The 17,230-nt window shown below is 38.5% G+C and carries 18 protein-coding genes; 12 read left to right on the top strand and 6 right to left on the bottom strand.

Annotated elements, in window-relative coordinates; translation table 11 throughout:
* The first annotated feature begins 149 nt into the window (after positions 1–149).
* On the top strand, positions 150–464 hold the full coding sequence (locus SLH51_RS12705) for a DUF3817 domain-containing protein (RefSeq protein ID WP_335961653.1): 315 nt from the start codon (positions 150–152) through the stop codon (positions 462–464).
* A 362-nt stretch (positions 465–826) separates the two neighbouring features.
* Here SLH51_RS12705 and SLH51_RS12700 read toward each other — a convergent pair whose 3' ends face one another.
* Both SLH51_RS12700 and SLH51_RS12695 read right to left on the bottom strand, forming a co-directional pair.
* A complete protein-coding gene (locus SLH51_RS12700; RefSeq protein WP_390183899.1) occupies positions 827–1,420 on the bottom strand; it encodes a DNA-3-methyladenine glycosylase in 594 nt (197 codons plus the stop codon).
* Positions 1,421–1,557: 137 nt separating this feature from the next.
* On the bottom strand, positions 1,558–2,112 hold the full coding sequence (locus tag SLH51_RS12695; protein ID WP_335961652.1) for a GbsR/MarR family transcriptional regulator: 555 nt from the start codon (positions 2,110–2,112) through the stop codon (positions 1,558–1,560).
* 235 nt (positions 2,113–2,347) lie between these two features.
* Here SLH51_RS12695 and SLH51_RS12690 point away from each other — a divergent pair, with 235 nt between their 5' ends.
* The 6 genes from SLH51_RS12690 (at position 2,348) to SLH51_RS12665 (ending at position 6,695) form a co-directional block, all read left to right on the top strand.
* Complete coding sequence (locus SLH51_RS12690; RefSeq protein ID WP_335961651.1) at positions 2,348–3,583, top strand: quaternary amine ABC transporter ATP-binding protein; 1,236 nt, start codon at positions 2,348–2,350, stop codon at positions 3,581–3,583.
* Positions 3,584–4,432 (top strand): ABC transporter permease, encoded by an 849-nt coding sequence (locus SLH51_RS12685; RefSeq protein WP_335961650.1) that lies wholly within the window; start codon positions 3,584–3,586, stop codon positions 4,430–4,432.
* Complete coding sequence (locus SLH51_RS12680; protein WP_335961649.1) at positions 4,432–5,379, top strand: glycine betaine ABC transporter substrate-binding protein; 948 nt, start codon at positions 4,432–4,434, stop codon at positions 5,377–5,379. Before SLH51_RS12685 ends, SLH51_RS12680 begins: the two co-directional genes overlap by 1 nt.
* A 241-nt stretch (positions 5,380–5,620) precedes the next feature.
* Complete coding sequence (locus SLH51_RS12675; protein WP_335961647.1) at positions 5,621–5,806, top strand: hypothetical protein; 186 nt, start codon at positions 5,621–5,623, stop codon at positions 5,804–5,806.
* A 137-nt stretch (positions 5,807–5,943) separates the two neighbouring features.
* Positions 5,944–6,153 carry a hypothetical protein gene (locus tag SLH51_RS12670; protein WP_335961645.1) on the top strand — a complete coding sequence of 70 codons (210 nt, stop codon included), beginning with the start codon at positions 5,944–5,946 and terminating at the stop codon, positions 6,151–6,153.
* 254 nt (positions 6,154–6,407) lie between these two features.
* Positions 6,408–6,695: a YrhK family protein gene (locus SLH51_RS12665; protein WP_335961644.1), complete on the top strand. Its 288-nt coding sequence runs from the start codon at positions 6,408–6,410 to the stop codon at positions 6,693–6,695.
* A 64-nt stretch (positions 6,696–6,759) separates the two neighbouring features.
* On the opposite strand, the gene aguB is transcribed toward SLH51_RS12665, so the two are convergent.
* The 3 genes from aguB to SLH51_RS12650 form a co-directional block, all read right to left on the bottom strand.
* Positions 6,760–7,635 carry an N-carbamoylputrescine amidase gene (aguB, locus tag SLH51_RS12660; protein WP_335961642.1) on the bottom strand — a complete coding sequence of 292 codons (876 nt, stop codon included), beginning with the start codon at positions 7,633–7,635 and terminating at the stop codon, positions 6,760–6,762.
* 20 nt (positions 7,636–7,655) lie between these two features.
* Positions 7,656–8,684 carry an agmatine deiminase family protein gene (locus SLH51_RS12655; protein ID WP_335961702.1) on the bottom strand — a complete coding sequence of 343 codons (1,029 nt, stop codon included), beginning with the start codon at positions 8,682–8,684 and terminating at the stop codon, positions 7,656–7,658.
* 273 nt (positions 8,685–8,957) lie between these two features.
* The gene (locus SLH51_RS12650) at positions 8,958–9,389 is read right to left on the bottom strand and encodes a GNAT family N-acetyltransferase (RefSeq protein WP_335961641.1); all 432 of its coding nucleotides are present in this window, start codon (positions 9,387–9,389) and stop codon (positions 8,958–8,960) included.
* 156 nt (positions 9,390–9,545) lie between these two features.
* Between SLH51_RS12650 and SLH51_RS12645 the strand changes: the two genes are divergently transcribed.
* A complete protein-coding gene (locus tag SLH51_RS12645) occupies positions 9,546–10,094 on the top strand; it encodes a YpiB family protein (protein WP_335961639.1) in 549 nt (182 codons plus the stop codon).
* Positions 10,095–10,228: 134 nt separating this feature from the next.
* Here SLH51_RS12645 and ppc read toward each other — a convergent pair whose 3' ends face one another.
* Positions 10,229–12,982 (bottom strand): phosphoenolpyruvate carboxylase, encoded by a 2,754-nt coding sequence (gene ppc / locus SLH51_RS12640; RefSeq protein ID WP_335961637.1) that lies wholly within the window; start codon positions 12,980–12,982, stop codon positions 10,229–10,231.
* Between the two features lie 510 nt (positions 12,983–13,492).
* Between ppc and SLH51_RS12635 the strand changes: the two genes are divergently transcribed.
* The 4 genes from SLH51_RS12635 (at position 13,493) to modB (ending at position 17,228) form a co-directional block, all read left to right on the top strand.
* The gene (locus SLH51_RS12635) at positions 13,493–14,932 is read left to right on the top strand and encodes an alkaline phosphatase PhoX (RefSeq protein ID WP_335961636.1); all 1,440 of its coding nucleotides are present in this window, start codon (positions 13,493–13,495) and stop codon (positions 14,930–14,932) included.
* Between the two features lie 296 nt (positions 14,933–15,228).
* Positions 15,229–15,498: a hypothetical protein gene (locus tag SLH51_RS12630; RefSeq protein ID WP_335961635.1), complete on the top strand. Its 270-nt coding sequence runs from the start codon at positions 15,229–15,231 to the stop codon at positions 15,496–15,498.
* A gap of 264 nt (positions 15,499–15,762) precedes the next feature.
* Entirely contained in the window at positions 15,763–16,551 is a 789-nt protein-coding gene (modA, locus tag SLH51_RS12625; protein ID WP_335961634.1) for a molybdate ABC transporter substrate-binding protein, read from the top strand.
* Complete coding sequence (gene modB, locus SLH51_RS12620; protein WP_335961632.1) at positions 16,551–17,228, top strand: molybdate ABC transporter permease subunit; 678 nt, start codon at positions 16,551–16,553, stop codon at positions 17,226–17,228. Before modA ends, modB begins: the two co-directional genes overlap by 1 nt.
* Positions 17,229–17,230: the final 2 nt, after the last annotated feature.

The raw sequence follows: 17,230 nt of genomic DNA, 5'->3' as shown, positions 1-17,230 counted from the left end.
TTTAAACGAGATCAAGAATCAAAACAGGCAGTGATTCTTTTTGTGACATGAATGTGAATTGTCCATAAGTTGTCAAAACTAACATCTATAGTTACTTGCTATCATACAAAGGACGATTTAAGATAAAAGCAAGTCCATATTTATGGGAGATGATTATATTGAGTCAAGCTCTTAAACTGTTTCGAACGGTTAGTTATATTGAAGGTCTGTCCTTTATCCTTCTTCTTGGTATTGCCATGCCGTTAAAGTATATGTTTGATATGCCAATGATGGTTACCGTTACTGGTTGGATTCACGGAATTTTATTTATACTATATTTTGCTGTGTTGGCATATGTAATGTTTGTTGAAAAATGGTCATTTACAAAAGCAATCATTGCAGCAATTGCATCCGTTATCCCCTTCGGTCCATTTATCTTTGATGCAAAACTGGTCAAACAAGAACCGAATATAAAAAGCATGTAGAATAAAGGCAAACTATCTCTAAAATCTGGGTTTAGTTAAATAAATCTGATTTAAAAAAATGGCAAGTATAGAGATCATTCATCTATACTTGCCATTAACTATCCGATTCTAAAGTTAACTTGTCTATATTTGTTATGGCTTTCATTTTGTTGCAATTCAGACTAGATATACTTTTACCTGCAACTAGCAAATATTCTTTTCCCACTAAAAGGTGCGTCATTACTTCAATAAGCAAATGGCGACACTTTGCTATCACTTCACGGATTGTCCTAATTCATTGTTGGTAGTCCATCATAAAAATCCGTCAGCCCCATTAGCTAATGCTCTACAATTTAAATTTTTCATATCGTTTTCGTAGGCCGTTATCTTTTTTTTGAAACAAACCGGTTTCCTTTCACAAAAAAGCGCCAAGGATAGTCTCTCGCTTCTCCACTATTATCAATCCCAATTCTCACGCTTGTTTCTATATCCGCTATTTCCTTGCCTTTTGCAATATATAGTGGTGGTGAAAAACAAGGCAATCCGTAATCATCCTTGGTTATCCCGAGTGCCTTTGTGAGTTTGCCTGGGCCATTTGTTAACTCTTGTTCCTTTTTTTCTTTTCCACGCCGGTCATACATCAAGTCGATTCCAGTATATGGTTCTACTGCTCGAATCAAAACCGCCTCTGGATGCTCTTTTTTTCCACTAACAACGTTGACTAAACAGTGGGTATGCATCACATACGTATAAACATAGCCAGGGGGTCCAAACATCACTTCCGTACGCTTTGTTCGCAAGTTCCCAAAGCTATGGGCCGCACGGTCATCGGGTCCGATATATGCCTCTGTTTCGACGATCCAACCTGAGGCTACTCCCTCTTCCGTTTCTTTTACAAGGAGCTTCCCAAGTAATGCACGAGATAGTTCAAGCGTTGACTGCTGATAAAAATCAAGCGGCAGCGGTCGATACAACATGATCATCACCTTCTTAGTTACCTTTATTCCATTATACCCAAAAAAACGCCTCATATTAGGTGTGTACCCTTTTGAGACGTTCAACCAGAATAGAGCATGAGCATAAAACGAACACTGCTTTCGGTTCGATTATGACCTTACACACGTCCTTCTTCCTCCCCTTCTTTCTTAGGAATGTATTTGAAAATTTCTTTTGATTCAATGCTATCGACGAGGCGATTGAGCCAATCATAATATTCCAAGGCATGAACTAATTTTTCTTTATCAACTTTAGCAGCGGCTGCTACGTCATCAGATGTGTGTTCATTGTCGATCAATTCATCTAATTCTTTTAATGACTTGTGAATCGAACTAATGTTTTGTGAAACGCCGGTTCGCCATTTGACGGAAAACAAATCAGAAAAAGTTTCATACCAATCATCTAATGATTGATACAAATCTTTTCGTGTTCCCTTTTTCCATACTTTCTCAACCATTTTCAACTCTTGTAATTGCTTAACTGACGTACTCATACTCGTCTTACTCATACCAAGCTCATCTTTCATACAATCTAACGTCATTGGCTGCTCATTAAAATAGAGGAGTCCATATAATCTGCCTACTGAAGGTGTAATTCCATAAAGGTTCATATTTTGTGCCATCGAGTCAATAAATCGTGACCTAGCTTGTTGTAATTTCTCATTCTCACCCATAAGTCACTTCCCTGTAATCGTTTTACTAATAGACTACCATACGCAAATCAAAAGTTGAAATTGGCAAAAAGAAGGAATAAAGAGCATCGAAGAGGATTTGTACGTGCGTAGACCGTTTAGTTCGTACAGTTTAAACTGTACGAACTAAACATGGTATATTTGCCCTATTCTGCCCTTTGTATCTAGGGCTAATCGATCTATATAATATAGCAGTGGTAATAAAAGAGGTGGAAAAATGGAAGAAAAAAAACATGTAAAAATTAAGGTAGATCGTGTAACGAAGATCTTTGGAAAAAACGTCAAACAAGCCATGCAGCAGCTTGAAAGCGGAAAATCAAAAACCGATATTCTACAAAGTACTGGTTGTACAGTAGGAGTCAATCAAGCGAGTTTTGATGTACATGCCGGTGAAATCTTTGTCATTATGGGGCTTTCAGGTAGTGGAAAGTCGACACTCGTCCGCTTATTAAATCGGCTCATTGATCCGACTAATGGAAAAGTGGAAATTGACGGGGACGATGTTGTAAAAATGTCAAATGAGCAGCTTCGAGATGTACGACGAAAGAAAATTAGTATGGTCTTTCAGAAGTTTGCATTATTGCCTCATTATACTGTTCTTGAAAATACCGAATACGGATTAGAAATCCAAGGTGTACCAAAGCAGGAACGAACAAAGCAGGCCTTTGAATCTCTTGAATTAGTTGGATTAAAGGGCTATGAGAATCAATACCCTAGTCAATTAAGTGGTGGAATGCAACAACGTGTTGGTTTAGCAAGAGCACTTGCTAACAACCCAGATGTCCTACTAATGGATGAGGCATTTAGTGCGCTTGACCCACTTATTCGAAAAGATATGCAAGATGAACTATTAGATTTACAGTCTTCAGTTGAGAAGACAATCGTATTCATCACTCATGATTTGGATGAAGCATTACGAATTGGCGACCGAATTGCATTAATGAAAGATGGGAACATCGTTCAAATTGGCACGCCAGAAGAAATTTTAATGAACCCATCCAATCAATATGTTGAACGTTTCGTTGAAGATGTTGACCTTTCAAAAGTGCTGACAGCTCATCATGTCATGAAGCGAGCTGAATCAGTTCAAGTTGATAAAGGTCCTCGAGTTGCTTTGAAATTAATGAAGGAATTAGGAATTTCCTCTATCTATGTCGTAGATAAAAAAAAAACACTGCTAGGCGCCATTTCTGCCAGTGATGCCAAAGAAGCAATTGAACAGAACAAGGCACTTACAGACGTGATGGTTACAGACTTAACAACAGTTAACCCAGATACATTGCTTACGGATCTATTTGAGAAAGTTTCTAGTGCTACGGTACCAGTTGCTGTGATTAATGAGAAGAAACGACTTAAAGGAATTCTCGTTCGTGGCTCCGTAATAGGTGCTCTTGCAGGAAATGAGGAGCACATTAATACATTAACGAGTGCTTCATCCAGGGAGGTGAACTAAATGGCCGATTTCATCCCAAGACTCCCTTTAGCCGACATTATTGATAATTTTGTTTCCTGGCTTACAAGTAACTTAAGTGGATTTTTTAAGTTTATAAGTACGATCTTAGGCGGTGTCGTAGATGGAATTGAATGGCTACTCATCCTCTTCCCTCCGATTCTATTTATTTTATTAATAGGGTTTATCGCATGGAAAACAAGCAAATGGAGAATGGCATTATTTTCTGTCATCGGTTTATTGCTTATTTGGAATCTTGGTTATTGGGAGCATATGCTTCAAACGCTTGCTCTTGTCCTTACAGCAGTTGTCGTTACAATTATCATTGGGATCCCCATTGGAATTTGGGCCTCTCAAAAAGTTGTCGTTAGGCAAATTGTTACACCCATTTTAGACCTTATGCAGACGATGCCAGCATTTGTCTATTTAATTCCAGCTATCTTTTTCTTTAATATTGGCGTTGTTCCAGGAGTGGTCGCATCTGTTATTTTTGCAATGCCACCGACGATTAGGTTAACAATCCTTGGTATTCAGCAAGTACCATCTGATTTAATTGAAGCAACCAATGCATTTGGTTCAACAACGAAGCAACGTTTACTGAAAGTTCAATTGCCTCTTGCCATGCCAACGATTATGGCAGGCATTAACCAAAGCATCATGTTAGCTCTCTCTATGGTTGTTATTGCTGCGATGGTTGGTGCGCCTGGGCTTGGTACAGAAGTGTATCGTGCTGTTACACAAATTAAAACTGGAGTTGGGTTTGAAGCTGGTTTGGCCATTGTGATCATTGCGATCATCTTAGACCGAATCACTCAAAATATAGGTAAGAAAAAACAAGGGGGAACACATTAATGTTGAAAAAATTATTAGGTTTCACATCTGCATCTGTACTAGCATTAGGTCTAGCAGCTTGTGGCGCAGAAGACGTAGCTGAAGAAACACCAGCTGACGAAGCAGAAGGTACAGAAGAAGCACCAGCTGAGGAAACAGACGCGACTCCAGTCGGGGAACAAGTCGACTATACAATTGTCGGAATTGACCCAGGTGCTGGTTTAATGAATATCACAATCAACGAAGTATTACCTGAGTATGGACTTGAAGATGACTGGACAGTTGTTGAAAGCTCAGGCGCTGCAATGGCTGCTGCTCTAGCAAGTGCGTATGAAAACGAAGAGCCTATTATCGTTACAGGCTGGGGCCCACATTGGAAGTTTTCTGATTTTGATTTAAAATATTTAGAAGATCCTTTAAACCTTTACGGTGGTGCTGAAGACGTTCATACCATTGCTCGTTTAGGCTTAAATGAGGACCACCCAAATGCTTATCAACTGTTAGATCAGTTTAACTGGGAGCCAGAGCATATTGAAGAGGTTATGGCCCTTATTAACGATGGTGCAAATCCAGACGAAGCTGCCGAGCAATGGGTAAGTGAAAATGAAGATCTCGTTGCTACTTGGACAGAAGGCGTTGATTCAGTTGAAGGTGACGACATTACATTGCTTTACGTTGCATGGGACGATGTCATTGCAAGTACTTACACTGCCGGACACGTTTTAGAAACAATTGGTTATGATGTTACTCTTACTCAAGTTGATGCTGGTCCAATGTGGGCGGGTATTGCTACAGCTAGTGGTGACGCAGCAGTTGGTGCTTGGTTGCCAACAACACATGCAGACTATTATGCACAATATGAAGGTGATTTTGACGATTTAGGTTCAAACCTACATGGTACGACACTTGGATTAGTTGTTCCAACATACATGGACATTGATTCAATTGAAGATTTAGTTGTAGAATAACAAGACAATTCACATGTTAAAAAGAGCTTAGAGTCCATTCTAAGCTCTTTTCTTTGCCTTTTATCTTCCTTCTCCACCAAAAAAGCACCCTGCAATGGCTATTTTAATGGCTAGGTCGTTCCAGCTTCCCTACTACGGTTCTCATGCCTCTCTACTGTATATTCAAATCTTTTCGATCCAATGGCTCCATGGCAATATCTTGGGCATACTACAGTTTATACACAATAGAGGGGGCGATCGTATGAGGCTAAAAAATGGTGATTTATACACAAATGTTTTTACCAATAAGTTATATAAGTTAAATGAAGATGAAAAAAGCAACTGGTACTTGAGTTTGCGTGATGAAGAAGGTTACCATGAAACGGATAAGACATCAGGGCGCGATATGATGAGAATGGTTGAAAGTTCATATAAAAAAAGCTATTAAAGAAAGCTAACCCATCCGCTGTTCACTACTTATAATTAGTACACGGAAAAATCGATAAAACTTGAAACAATATATAAGTTAATTAAAGGAAAGAGTCGCCTTTATGTCGAATAGAACATATAAAGGGGATGACCCAAATGACTAAAGGTGAATTATTAAAAAAACTTTTAAACGGTAGTCGAGGGAATTTTTTTTCATTAGAAATTCCTACTACAAAAGAAAATGAAAAAAAGATTGAAGAATTGGTTGGAGTATTAGTAGCAGAAGAAAGAATTAAATTAAGGGAATATGTACAAAGAGACTACTCTGTTTATTTACACGGAATAATTAAGTATGCATCCAAATAATCGGGTGCATTTTTTTGTTTGGGTAAAACCCCACAAGAAATATTTTTTCTTATTTCCTTCCTCAAGAATTTCTATAAGCCAGTCATTTAATTAAATAACGAATCTTGTGTTCTTTCCTCTGCTAAAAATACTATTTCTTTACTTGATAACAGGATTTCATTCCACTCTCTTTGTTATTGGGATCCCACTCGAGTTTACTCTTTCCTTAAAATGGGTAAAGTTCACCTGTAAAAGTGTTTCCAAGGAGGGGTTTTATGCCTATTATAAATAGTCGTGAGGATTATTTTGATATGAAAATAGGTCGTTTCCGTCTACTTTTTCATAAGAGATACAGAGTGATCAAGGTAATCAACGACTTATTAATTGGGCTGTTATTTATTACTGGAAGCTGTCTTAATTTCTTCCCCGCTACCGAACCATACGGAAACATCTGTTATTTACTCGGAAGCACATTTTTAGTCGGACGACCGATTCTTAAACTCATGCATAGCATCTCGCTTCGCCGTGAGCTGAAGGGGAAACATACCTCTCCTCCAAAGTAAAGGCTGCCTTAAGGGTCGTCATACCCTATAAGACAGCCTTCATTTGAAAGAAACCGACATAACGTTAAATGAGCGTTTCCCCGTCGTAAGATGTAATAACTTTGTACAAGTCTGGTCTTCTATCTCGGAAGATCCCCCACTCGATTCGTTGAATGTCTAATGCATCAAGGTCAAATTCAGCAACTAGAACTGTTTCTTCGGTACGGCCTGCCTCGACTACTTTATTTCCTTGAGGTCCTGCAATAAAGGATGACCCGTAGAATGTGATTTTAAAATCATCATCTTCTTCGACTCCAACTCTGTTTGATGCAACTACCGGTACTAAATTTGCGGCTGCATGTCCTAGCATAACCGTTTGCCAGTGGTCTTTCGAATCAATCGTGTCATCATGTGGCTCTGAGCCAATTGCGGTAGGATAGAACAAGATTTCTGCGCCCATTAACGCCATACATCTAGCCGCTTCTGGGTACCACTGATCCCAGCAAACCCCTATTCCAATTTTCCCATAACGGGTATCCCATACTTTAAACCCGGTGTCGCCTGGATTGAAATAGAATTTCTCCTCATAACCTGGTCCGTCTGGGATATGACTTTTACGATAAACGCCAAGTACTTCTCCATCAGCGTCAATGACAGCAAGAGAGTTATATCTAGCATTGTTCTTCTTTTCATAGAAACTAATCGGCAAAACAACTTCAAGCTCTTTCGCAATCTTTTTAAAATGCAGAATCGCTTTGTTCTTCTCTACTTCGGTTGCATACGCATAATAATCTGATTTTTCTTTTTGGCAAAAATAAGGTGTTTCAAACAGCTCTTGAATTTGAATAATTTGTGCCCCTTGACTGGCGGCTTCGCGTACAAGTTTATCTGCTTTGCTAATGTTTTCTTCAATGTTATTTGAACAACTCATCTGAGTTGCTGCTACTTTTACCTTTCTCATCTGACTCACCTCTTTTTCGCTTAATTAGACGCAATCATTTGCTGCGTTGTACAGTGGACATTTCCGCCCTCTTTGATAATTGCCATTCCATCGATCGTTTTAATCGTTCGATCCGGAAACGTTTGTTGTAACACATCGATCGCTTTTTGATCCGTTTTTGCAGCAGCTCCGCCAAATACCGGTAAAATAATTCCCCCATTTACAAAGTAAAAGTTGAGATAGCTTAGCGTCAAACGACTTTCTTCAAAGTGAGCTTTTGGTGGTTGTTCGATCTCAATCACTTCAAGCTGCCTGCCTTCGGCATCTGTTGTGTTGCGTAAAATCTCCATGTTTTCTTTAGTGATTTCGTAGTTGTCGTCACTTGGATCGTTACACACTTGCATAATGACCTTTCCTGGGGAAGCAAAACAAGCGACATTATCAACGTGACCATCCGTCTCATCCCCACTCAAACCATTTTTCAACCAAATGATTTTCTCCACATGCAAATAATCTTTTAAATATTGTTCAATTAACTCTTTTGTTAAATCTGGATTGCGATTTGGGTTAAGCAAACACTCTTCAGTTGTAAGCAATGTACCTTCGCCGTCAACATGAAAAGAACCGCCCTCCATCACAATTTGTGCATCAAACCGTTTAATACCAAAATGCTCAAGAATTTTTGGAGCTACTTGATCATCCAAATCCCATGGGCTATACTTTTGGCCCCAAGCATTAAAAACCCAATTGATTGCGGCAATATTGCCCTCATCATCCCGTAGGAAAGTTGGACCATTGTCGCGTAGCCATGCATCATTGTGCTCGATTTCAAGAAACTCTACTCGCTCACTGGAAAATAGTTCAATTAGTTTATCAATATCATTAGGATTAGCAATAATCGTTACAGGCTCGAATTCAACCATTGCACGAACAAGCTCGACATACCCATCAAAGACTTTCTCATAATCATTCGGGTATACCATTGAATCCTGAACAGGCCAAGAAATAAAAGTACGCTGATGGGTTGTCCATTCAGCTGGCATTTTAAAACCTAAATCTTTTGGGTACATAGTTTCCATCTCTCTTTTTCCAATAATTTTTTAAGAATGTACCATTCATCATATAACAAAAAACGACCGTTCTCAAATCCTATCTTCATGCTAATTTCCTACTTTATTTTGGTTAGATTTTAGCTGCAAACAATTCAGCTATAACATAGAAAATCTTCAAATGACTTTTATTAAAAAGCTGCCTCAAAGGGGCTGGCACCAAAGACAATATATAAAGATTTGTCTTACTATTGTTCATTAAGGCTCATCCCCTTTGGTTTTGAGTCAACTTCACTATAATGGTCTTTCCATTAAAGATGATACTTCTTTAAAGCCTAAATTCTCATATAGTAGTTTCGCTTTATTGCCTGCAAATACATTCAATTGGACTTTCTTAAACTTTCTATGCCGAAATAAATCCATTGCATAATTCATTAATATATAACCAAAACCTTTCTTACGGTATTGTGGCAACACATATAATTCTAAAATCATCGCTATTGGATCAGGTTCTGCTGGCGTTCGCGTTTCCCCTACTAGAATCCATCCACAAAGCAATCCATGATCTTCTAAGGAGAAGTACTCAGTATTATAAAAGAAATGAACTTCATCCGTAATCATTAGCTTGTTTCCACTCGTATAGCCTACCGTAGCTTCCTGCTGAACAATCGGTGCACAGCTTTGAATATATTGTTGCTCTTCTTTTGTTGCCTTTTTGATGATCACATACCTTCCCCCTTATTTAGTACCTCGTATCATCGTTACTATATTCAAAAACAACACATCTTGTTATTTTTCACTCGCAAGCTACGAACGTTATAATTGAAATATATGTATATCATGTTATGCTTGAAGAAAGCAGATAAATTAGGGTGGTATTAAATGAAAAACTGGGTTTCAACAAGTGAAAAAAGTAGTTTCCTAAAATGGTTTTTACAACAGTATCAACTTAAACATAAGGATGCGCGAATGTTACTTGAGTATATCATCAACAACCATCATATTTTGGAGAACCTATCCATTGTTGAGACTGTTCCCAAAAAAGAACGAACGATTCTTATTTCAAGTATGCAGTCTGATAAACCAGGGTTTGTTTATTACAATCAAAAGCGTACAACGGAAGACGTATCAAAAGCCCTTGGTGACCTTATGAGCAACCCTTCTGACAAATTAAATTTAAAGCTTCATTTTTATGGGAAGCAATCCAATCACCGCTACCTGCAACTCGTCGAATCAGAAACCAATTACTTTGTAAGATACAAACAGTTTAAAGAATACGAAAAAGAAACAAAGCTTATCATTGAAAAGTCACTTGTGGATCAAGAAATAAACAAAGTTAGACAGCAAATAGATGAAGCGCTCGATCAAAATGATAAGCAACTTTTTAATAAGCTAGTAGAGAGATTACAAGAATTAAAAGAACTTCAGTAATCTGTTCACTACACGTCTCATTTGACAGAATAATCAAATAATGTTTCACGTGGAACAAATTCGAGTGTCAAATAATATTACTCTAAAAAGAAATCCACTACGATCAAATCGTAGTGGATTATCTTTATTATTGATCAACCTGTATTCACTAATCCTGCAGCTACTCCGCTAATTGTCAGCAAAACTTCCGTTAGTAATTCTTCAGATTGCTCATCTGATTCACGCATTTTCTGAATAAGATCAACTTGTAGGAAATTGAGTGGGTCAACATATGGATTACGTCTTTGAACCGACTCTTGAATATTTGGTGTATTATCAAGCAGTTTTTGATTGCCTGTAATACGCAAAAGAATTTCCTCAGTACGTTTGTACTCATCTGATATATCATGGAAAATTCGTTCACCAATTGCCTTATCCTCAACTAAGTGGATATACTCTTTTGCTGTAGCTAAATCTGCTTTTAATAAAGCCATCTGCAAATTATTAATCGTTGCTTGGAAGAATGGCCACTCACGATACATATCTTGGAGGATAGTAAGATTGTCCTCACCTTGAGCGGCAAACGTCTGTAAGCCAGTACCAGCTGCATACCAGGCAGGGATCATTTGTCTTGATTGTGTCCAAGCAAATACCCACGGAATCGCTCGTAAATCTTCGAAACGTTGACTACCTTTACGGCTCATAGGACGAGATCCAATATTTAATGCACCTAATTCCTTAAGAGGCGTTGCTTGATTAAAGTACGTTAAGAAATCTTTATCCCCAAATACAAGTGATTGATATTTCTTTAATGAATGCTTTGAAATTTCCTCCATCGTCTCTTCCCAAGATTTTTCTCTGGAATGACCTTGTATTGGGTTCTTTGTTGATTTTGCACAAGCCTCAAGTAAAGCTGATGCGGCCTGTTCCAAGTTCCGATAAGCAATATCCTCAAGAAGATAGCGAGAAGATAAGACTTCGCCTTGCTCGGTTATTTTAACACCATCGCCTAATGTTTCAGCAGGCTGCGATAGAATGCTGCGATTTAACGGACCGCCTCCACGTCCTAGTGAACCACCACGGCCATGGAAGAACTTTAGACGAATTTTAAACTCTCGAGCCATATCATGAATTTCTTGTTGTGCTTTAAATAACTTCCAGTTTGCTGTTAACGTTCCACCGTCTTTGCTTCCATCAGAATAGCCTAACATGATTTCTTGATGGTTTCCACGTTCACTAATATGGTTACGGTAGACGTCCATTTCAAATAACGTCTTCATAATGCTTGGACCAGCAACTAAATCATCAATCGTTTCAAGAAGTGGTGCGACATGTAAACCACTCTCTACTTTCCCATCAGCATGCAGACGATAAATTCCAGCTTCTTTTGCCAAAACGAGCACTTCAAGTAAGTCACTTGGTGATTGCGTCATACTGACAAGATATACTTCAATTGAGCGACTACCAAACTCCCTATGTGCTTGTTTGATCATTTTAAATACTTTGAAGATCTCTTGTGTTTCTTTCGTATAATCTTCCTCTAATAACATAAGAGGTCTTGGTTCACTTAATACATTACGAAGAACTGAGATCTTTTCTTCTTCTGAAAGTGAAGCATAATCTTCAGTAACGCCAACAACCTTTAGAATTTCGGCAACAGCTGTTTGGTGTTCGCCACTATGATTACGAATATCAAGAGTAGCAAGATGAAAACCAAATAATTCGACTTGACGAACTAACTTACGAATCGTTTTAAGTTGACGATTGGATGGCTGATGTTTCTCAGCACTTTCTCTAATAAGCACCAAATCATCTAGAAGCTCCTCTGAACTATTATAGCCAACTTCAGATTCACCCACATTACGGATACGCTTTAACATAACGGCAAACTTTCGGCGATAGATTTCTGCTTCAATCGGCCAAGCTTCTCCTTTATCCATATAAAGATTTTCATCTTTTTCAACCGAGGCAATTAATTGTTCGCTTAAGGTGACTCGTGTTGTTGTTTGGCTAAATCGCTTCATTAAATCAATAATTGATTCTTCATATTTTTTCAAAGCTACTTGGCGCTGCAACTTAAGTGTTTCCCACGTAATTTCAGGAGTAACGTTTGGATTTCCATCACGATCTCCACCAATCCAAGAACCAAAATGTAAAAAGTTAGGAACTTTCCAATTGTGATCTGGAAAATGATGGCCCAATTGAGCTTCTAACTCTTGATGAATATCAGGCAATGTCTCAAATAATGTTTCATTAAAATAATATAGTCCATTTTTCACTTCATCCAAGACCGTTGGTTTCCGTTGGCGTAATTCATCCGTTTGCCAAAGTGCTGTTACTTCATTAAATAAACTTTCTTCTAACGTCCTTCGTTCTTTTTTCGTTAACAACGGATTATCAAATTGTTGAAGAATCGTTGAAATGCGTTTTTGAATTTCAAGTACAGTCCGCTTCGTCGCTTCGGTTGGATGAGCTGTAATAATTAATTCAATGGACAAGTCATTTAATACTTTTTGAATCACTTCATCAGAAAAGTTGTTTTCCTTAATCGAAACAACCGCACTTTCAAGTGATACAGGTTGTACAACTCCATCGTCCTGCATTTGATATTGACGTCTACGACGAATACGATGGTTTTGTTCAGCAATATTAACAAGGTGAAAGTAAATAGAAAAAGCGCGAATAACCTGTTGCCGTACAGGAGGCTTTAACGTGCTAATTTCTTCTTTTAATTTTTTATACTCTTCCTCGTTATAATCTTTCCTTAACTTTTTCGTCATCTCTCTTATTGTCTCAACTTTGTTAAATAGTGAGATACCACCATGATGAACAAGTATCTCTCCTAAAATGTTTCCTAGCTTCTTCACATCATTTCGCAAAAGAGAGCTATTATCTGCTACATTGATCATTTTATATCCCCCTATTTAATACTACTTGCTCCATTACTCTTTAGTATAACAGAACAATACGGGACTTATTTTATCCCTCTTGGTCACCTAACGTCCCTATATGTAGTCGCATTGCATTTTATTCTAACAGAATTCTAATAAAATAACCAATGATTTCTGACTATTTCGTATTTTGGCTGGCTTTTCCTCTTGCTTTTTCTTAGCAAATTTCTAATAAAATATTTACATTTTTTATCTTGCATAACTGTTCGCTAATACCAAAGGCATAGACTTATTTCCTTCTATCTGTAATAAGATTTTTCTTCATGAATATTCAAAGTGACTTTAGCCTAGGATTTGTTTTATTTTTCTTTCCTATTATAAAAAAGAACACATCTTTCTAACTGTTTTTCCCAATTTACACAGTGCTTACACTAGATTAATGCTACCATAACTTTCATTTGTTACCTTTTTCACTAGATATCACTACACGAATGCAGCCTCAAAAAAACATATATGGAGGAGTCGTTGATGAAACCTAGTCAGGAAGGATTAAACAGAAGAGAGTTTTTAAAGATTGGTGGAATGAGCACATTAGCATTGACACTTGGAACAACAGGGGTATTTTCACTAGGAGGTTCAAGCAAAGCAGCCTTCACATCAGAAAATCCAACGAGTGGGTTTAGCGGATATGGACCATTAGTTGAAGATCCAAATGGAATATTAGATCTTCCCAAAGGTTTTCAGTACAAAATCATTTCAAAATCAGGTGACAAGATGTCTAATGGTGATTTGATCCCTGGCGTAATGGATGGTATGGCAGCATTCCAAGGACCTAAAAACACGACAATTCTTGTTCGAAACCATGAGATTGGTACAAATCATCAATACCCTGTAAATGGAAAAAACCCATGGAGCAAAGGAGCTGCGGGTGGTACAACGGCTCTTGTTGTAACGACTAATCATGAAGTCGTTGATGAGTATGTTACAAACTCAGGAAATATTCGTAACTGCGCTGGCGGTCCTTCTACATGGGGCACTTGGTTAACTTGTGAAGAAACACGTGAATTAGGTCACGGGTTTGTCTTCGAAGTTAATCCAGATAACCCTGAAAATGACATGTCCAAAACACCGATTCGAGATATGGGCTATTTCTCTCATGAAGCCTGTGCGGTTGATCCGGCAACTGGAATTTGGTATTTGACAGAAGATAATAGTCCAAGCTTTTTCTATCGATTTACTCCACATGACCGTAGTCAAACGCTTGGTTCCCTGCAAAAAGGGGGGATTCTCGAAGCTGCTGCATTTGACGAGCTTCCTTCTAACCAGGCTACTCAGTTTTCATCTGGACAAAAAGTTGGAATCGTTTGGAAAGAAGTCAATCCGGAGCGTGCAAAAGAAGATGCTAGAGATCTTAACTGCATTCGCTTCAGCCGTTTAGAGGGAGCTTGGTTTTCTGCTGGAACGTTTTGGTTTGATGATACAAGTGCTGGTGAAGGAAGACACGGGCGCGTCTATCGTTACTATCCAGCTACAAATACATTAGAGCTTTTTTATGAGTCTTCTAGCGCCAATGATTTACGAGCTCCTGATAATATTACGATTACTCCTTGGGGTGACCTTTGGATTGCCGAGGATGGTTCTGGACCAGACCGCATTATTGGGTTAACACCTGAAGGAAATGTGTATCCATTTGCTTACAATCGACTAAACGGAGAAGAATTTGCTGGGCCCGTTTTTTCACCAGATGGAAATACATTGTTTGTCAACATACAAAATCCTGGTCTTACTTTTGCAATTTGGGGGCCATTTGCGAGAAGAAATGCTGCACGCCAACGCGCCATGAATCACGCTGCCCCACCTGCAGACTTTGCTCCAATCGTTTCGGACAAGCTCACTGCCTTTGCAGAAGAACAAGGCATTTCGATCTTAGAAGCTGCCGCATTAGACCGTCATGGTATCCACATTTAATTTAAAAGGTGCAGGCACGCTTGCCTCTTTCCTCTTTTATTAAAAGGAGATATGCTTGCTTATTTGTTACTGATTATTCTATCTGTTCTTGTTACTCCGATTTCATTTCTGACATTTAAGTTATTATCACGTTGCTTCTATTATATAAAGTAAATTTGTATTTCAAAAAAAGCTGCTAACGAAGCTGTTGTATCAAACTAGAGCAGTTAACAGAAATTAGTTTATAACTTTGAACCGATGTTTTCATGCATATTAACCGCCTCTGTATAGCACATTAGTAACAGGAGGGATGCATTTTGAAAAATAATATTACAAGCTTACAAACACAAAATCAGATATTCCAAGCACAGCAAGCGGTTGAGCATGCTCAAAACGCCATCCATCAAGCACAGTCACACCCAAGCAAACAAGCAATCGAGCAAGCAAGAAATTCAATCGAAACAGCTGAACATGCTATATCAAATGCAGCTGATAGCGATAACCAAGCAGCTATTGAATTAGTACGTGAGCAATTCGAACAAGATAAACAAGCATTCACTGAAGTTTCAAAACAGACGTTTGAATAAATTTCGCTGCTAATTTTAACGGTCTGACCCCTAAAAGCAATAATCGAGACTTTCGTAAAAGATTGATCCCTCGTATTTGCACGATCTATTCGGGGTCTGACCCTTGTTAGTCAGCTAACGCGAGTCACTCCCTCCCTTTCAATAGACAGAAAATTTCTCAGAAAAGTTATGCTCCCTTTACGCCTCCCGGACATTATTCGTTGTTCCCTTCACCCATTGTCGATATAATGGATTTTATACATAGAATCAAGGGAGCGCATGATAATGAGACACATTTATTTCTATCACCTTTTACTTAGTAGTACGTTGATTCTTTTTACATTAAGCGCTTGTGGCAACAATGGCCAAGCTGAAAGTGAACAAGAGCTATTGGTTGCTGCTGCCTCTGATTTAACATTAGCTTTTACAGAAATAGGACCTTTATTTGAAGAAGAAACTGGGTCTACTCTTACATTTTCATTTGGTTCTACAGGTCAACTAGCTGATCAAATTGAAAACGGTGCTCCTTTTGATGTGTTCGCTGCGGCAAATATTTCATTTGTCGATAACTTACGTGAAAAAGAGTTTATTTTTGCTGATTCACAAACTACCTATGCCTTTGGCAGAGTGGGCATTGCGACTCTTCCAAGCAGTTCACACACCGTAACAACGTTGGAGAATCTTCTACACCGTGACATAAAAAAAATTGCCATCGCCAATCCAGACCATGCACCATATGGACTAGCAGCAAAACAAGCACTGCAATCTGCTGGAATTTGGGATAAAATCGAAGAAAAGCTCGTATTTGGGCGCAACATTTCTGATACGCTCTCCTATATTGAGACTGGAAATGTAGAGGCTGGAATTATCGCTCTATCCCTTTATAAGGAAGGTGACGTTGTATTCAACCTCATTGAAGACGATTTGCACGAACCACTTGAGCAGTCAATTGCGGTTGTGAAGCGTACAAGCCAAGAAGAGCTTTCTAGAGAATTTATCGATTTTCTTTCAGGACCAATTGGTAAGCCTATTATGGAAAGCTACGGTTTCATTGTGCCAAAGGAGTTCGACTAATGGCTGATGTTAATTTATTCCCGTTACTTTTATCGCTAAGAGTTGCTGCAATAGCAACTCTATTAGCCATTCTGATCGGCATTCCGATTGCCTATTATTTGAATAAATCTAATGGCAAGCTAGCTGACTTTTTGGATACATTATTAACACTTCCAATTGTATTGCCCCCTACTGTTCTAGGGTATTACTTGCTTGTTTTACTAGGAAGAAAAAGTACACTAGGCAAGTTTTTAGAAGATACTTTTAATGTGACGATTGTATTTACCCCAACAGGCGCCGTTATCGCAGCATTAATTGTGTCGATCCCTTTTTTAATCAAATCGTCACGGTCTGCCTTTGCAAGTGTTGATCCGACTTTCATGAAAGCCGCACGAGTATTAGGTCGATCTGAAATCAACATTTTCTTCTCGATCATTTTACCACTCGCTTGGAGGGGCGTTGCTACCGGAATTACACTCGCCTTTGCTAGAGCTCTTGGTGATTTTGGGGCGACCTTAATGGTAGCAGGAAGTATTCCAAATGAAACAATGACCATGCCGATTGCCATTTATGATGCATTACTTGCCGGCAACCGCGAATTAGCAAATATTCTTGTACTCATTATGACAACTGTTTCCATCGGAGTTCTCTACATCCTCAATCGTTTAGAGAAAAAAGGTGATAGAAAAAGGAGGTAGCT

Origin of the sequence: Halalkalibacter kiskunsagensis, from assembly GCF_037027555.1 — a bacterium.
Classification (GTDB): Bacteria; Bacillota; Bacilli; order Bacillales; family Bacillaceae_D; genus Halalkalibacter; species Halalkalibacter kiskunsagensis.
The sequence above is the reverse complement of the archived record's forward strand: the minus strand, read 5'-3'. Positions and strand labels throughout refer to the sequence as shown.